This window comes from Microcystis sp. M49636_WE2, from assembly GCF_030065375.1.
Classification (GTDB): domain Bacteria; phylum Cyanobacteriota; class Cyanobacteriia; order Cyanobacteriales; family Microcystaceae; genus Microcystis; species Microcystis aeruginosa_C.
Genome location: NZ_JASJFG010000507.1, coordinates 1 through 3337, shown reverse-complemented (window position 1 = coordinate 3337; position 3337 = coordinate 1). Strand labels below are relative to the sequence as shown.

Below are 3337 nucleotides of genomic sequence, written 5' to 3'. Positions count from 1 at the left end.
GGTGGCCTTATTAATATCAGCGTAAAAATGTTGAACCCGCAGGGGGAAAGGTTTCTTTTTGCCGAAGTCAAATTTTTTGGGGTTATAGTTAACAATCTCGATTTCCTCGGCATTTTTCCCCATGGCTGCCGCGCAAGCTTTCGCTAAACCGTTAAAAGTTACATAGCGATCGCCTGAAATATTATACACTTGACCGATAGCCTGAGAATTACCCAATACTGCGGCCATGGCCTTAGCTAGATCGACAACGTGACCGAATTGGGTAAAATGTTCCCCATGACCAGGTATAGGAATAGGACGATTACGAACCAAACGGTCAAAAAACCAAGCTTCTAGGTCATTATAGTTGCCCGGTCCGTAGATATAAACCGGACGGATGGAAGTCCAGGGTAAACCCATCTCGCTTAAATAGTTTTCTGTCTCGTGTTTTCCCTTGTGGCGACTTTTGGGATCTAGTTTATCCCCTTCTTTATGGGGCATTTGGTCGGATTTTAAATAAACCCCCGCCGAGCTAACATAGACAAAATGCTGGATTCTGTCGCCAAAAATCTCGACGAGGGGCTGAGTATCACTTAATTCTCTGCCATTATTATCGAAAATTGCCTCAAAACTCTCATTTTTAAGCTTTTCTTTCAGTTGCGCTGGGTCAGTGCGATCGCCATGAATCTGTCGTACTCCGGCAACCGGAGCCGGTTTATTGCCACGATTGAATAATACCACCTCATGACCCTGTTCTACTAACACTTTAGTCAAAGAAACACCGATAAATCGGGTTCCACCCATAATTAAAATTTTCATAAGTCGCCATTGTCAATATCAAGGTTATATTATCCCTCGATCGGTGCAGTTTGTGGCTTGTTAGTTGTTGGGTTTTGGGGGTATCCCTTAACTATAATACTAAATCGGTTGAGGAGAGGCACTCTTGGGATAGGGAGAATAAGTAATCAGGTTTTAATAACCGGATTTAGTCTGAATTGGCGAAGTTTCGGTAAAATGAAGGTAATTAGTCAACAGAGAAGGTCAAAATTATGACTTTAGCAAAGGTAAAAAATCTTTATGATCAAGATTTTGCTTTGTGGATAGAGAAAACGGTTAAGCAATTAAAATCTGGGGATTTATCTCAGGTTGATTTAGAGAATTTGATCGAGGAGGTGGAATCTTTGGGAAGACGAGACAAAAGAGAACTAAAAAACCATTTAATTACATTATTTGAACAGGCTTTAAAACGGCGTTATCTTCCTTTGTCCGACTGTTATCGAGGTTGGGAAGTAACAATTAAACGCTGTCAATCCCAGTTAAAAGCTATCCTTAACGATTCCCCTAGTTTATGCAGTTTTTTAACCGATATTTGTGACAATTGTTATCAGGAAGCGGTGGAGAATATGCGAATTGAATATGATGCTAATTTTCCCGATATTTGTCCTTTTTCTAAGGATATTGATGGTTTATTAAATCATAAGTTTTGGCAGGATGAAAAATATACTAAACCCTAATCCTTCGGGGGAATTGCCATCACTTGATTATCGCCGAACACAAGCAATTTACCGCCCAATTTTTCGATATTTTCCTTAGCTAACTTGCGGGTTTCTTCGTTTTGGCTATTCAGCCAGACTAACATCCAGGCACCGACTCTAGGAGCGCGACTATCGGGATTAGTTTCTAAAAATTTTACTGTTCCCCTAGCGGATTTTTCGATAAATTTATTACCGGCAATTTTCGCCCAATCGGCAGCCATTTGATGCGATTTTTTCGCCGCAGGAATATCACCTAAAAATAATAGTTCATCCACTCCTTTATATAACCAAATAAAATAGGCATCGGTGACATCAGGAGTGAGTTTTGATAAACCTTTATTCATAATTTCAACAGTTCTTTCGGGTTTGCCGGCATTGACAGAAGAAGGGACGGACATCATCAAATAGGCGCGGACAAATTTCGGGTCATTTTTAGTGACAATTTCCATAAAATCGGGACTTAAACCGTAGCCAGTCTCCTTGCGAGCATCCCCATCGCCATAATATTGAATAAACTGTAACATTGACCAATTGGCTAACATATTATCAAAGCCAAAAGCTGGCATATTTTTTAATAACTGAACCTGAGCATTTTCTAGGCGAGATTCTTGACTATAATTTCTTTCTAATAATTTTTCTTTGGTCAAGGTTTTCACCTTTTCCTGTTGCATTTCCACAATGGCCATGATTAGTCCACCGATAACGGCGACTAAACCAAGAGTTTTAAGTAGGGATAGATTGAGCGATTTTTTTGCGCCTAGCATAGCTTTGAACGAAAGTCAATAACATTAACAAAAATAAAAGGTTTTTCGGTTATTTTAGAGACTGTTCGTAAATGAATATTAAGCGGGAAACTGATCACTTTGATCAACCTCCCTATTGTTCAGAAGTAAATCCCATTGAGAGAGTTTGTCCATATTTGAAAAACTTATTGGCATGGGGTAATTTTAACTCCCTTGATCACCCAAGAAGTAAACTTTACCCTCTCGGCATTACAGATGGCGACGCTGGAGGCGACGGTGGAACACCAAACGCAGTGCCATTGGTACAGCTGTTATTATTGTTGAAAAAAACATCATCTTGTAAAGGAGTTAGAGCCTCACAGATAACGGGAAATGCGCGCCCGTCTCCCAGCAGTCCGACTCCTCCTGCATAATTTTTAATATCATTATTAAATTGAGGCCGTGCCTGCGCTCTATAGGAGGATTGAGTAGCATTGGGAGTATTACTACCGCCAGCCATCACAGTGTGATCTCTAAAAGTATAGTATCTAGCGTTGTTAATGCCACTAATGGGTAATTGATTTGTCTCTACGCTGGCAAAAGTACCATTTTCGTAGCGATAAGCCACTTGGGCGCGATTGATTTGTCCCAGTATCGCCACTGCTTCTGCTTGCCTACCTTTGGCGACTTGTCCTAATAGATTCGGTAAACCGACGGCGGAGAGAATTCCTAATAAAATCACCACTACTAACAATTCTACTAAAGTAAAACCCCTCGCTTTTTTCCCTTGTGATTTAATTGCTAAAAAAAGAAGGTATTTCATGGTTAGGCCCTGGCAATATTGACTATATTTTTCTAGTTGGGCTTTGGAGATTTCAGCTATCAGCCTCTGAAAGCAATAGGCAAGGGACTCCAAGAAAGAATCTGGCAATTCCCTTACCTAAAAAGAAGGTGAGTACGTCAAGGCTTTCAGCTTCACAAATTAGGTTTGAGATTCAGCCCTTGTTATCAGAGGTGAGTTTTTAGTTCACTGTTTACTGATAAAATCCCATCCCCAAAATAACCAAGAGCGCAGATTTTCCAAGAGAATATTTCCCTGTC

4 protein-coding genes and 1 pseudogene are annotated in these 3337 nt (G+C 40.3%); 2 read left to right on the top strand and 3 right to left on the bottom strand.

Features of this window, described 5'->3' with window-relative positions:
• Window positions 1–798, bottom strand: a 798-nt coding sequence (locus tag PX484_RS11845; protein ID WP_288103984.1) for an NAD-dependent epimerase/dehydratase family protein, incomplete at its 3' end; no start/stop codon positions are given.
• Between the two features lie 230 nt (window positions 799–1028).
• Here PX484_RS11845 and PX484_RS11840 point away from each other — a divergent pair.
• Window positions 1029–1493, top strand: coding sequence for a DUF29 domain-containing protein (locus PX484_RS11840; protein ID WP_002801591.1), 465 nt, complete (start codon window positions 1029–1031; stop codon window positions 1491–1493).
• On the opposite strand, the gene PX484_RS11835 is transcribed toward PX484_RS11840, so the two are convergent.
• On the bottom strand, window positions 1490–2278 hold the full coding sequence (locus tag PX484_RS11835) for a hypothetical protein (protein ID WP_287766917.1): 789 nt from the start codon (window positions 2276–2278) through the stop codon (window positions 1490–1492). The two genes, PX484_RS11840 and PX484_RS11835, sit on opposite strands and share 4 nt — an antisense overlap.
• Window positions 2279–2376: 98 nt before the next feature.
• On the opposite strand from PX484_RS11835, the pseudogene PX484_RS11830 reads away from it, so the two are divergent.
• A pseudogene (locus PX484_RS11830) lies at window positions 2377–2502 on the top strand (IS630-like element ISMae27 family transposase); the annotation flags it as partial.
• Here PX484_RS11830 and PX484_RS11825 read toward each other — a convergent pair.
• Window positions 2493–3059 (bottom strand): type IV pilin-like G/H family protein, encoded by a 567-nt coding sequence (locus PX484_RS11825; protein ID WP_287766918.1) that lies wholly within the window; start codon window positions 3057–3059, stop codon window positions 2493–2495. The pseudogene PX484_RS11830 and the gene PX484_RS11825 overlap by 10 nt on opposite strands.
• Between the last annotated feature and the right edge of the window lie 278 nt (window positions 3060–3337).

Bases quoted from the DNA above. Each gene is read 5' to 3' on its own strand.
- PX484_RS11835 (WP_287766917.1), bottom strand. From the start codon at position 2,278: ATGCTAGGCGCAAAAAAATCGCTCAATCTATCCCTACTTAAAACTCTT.
- PX484_RS11825 (WP_287766918.1), bottom strand. From the start codon at position 3,059: ATGAAATACCTTCTTTTTTTAGCAATTAAATCACAAGGGAAAAAAGCG.
- PX484_RS11840 (WP_002801591.1), top strand. From the start codon at position 1,029: ATGACTTTAGCAAAGGTAAAAAATCTTTATGATCAAGATTTTGCTTTG.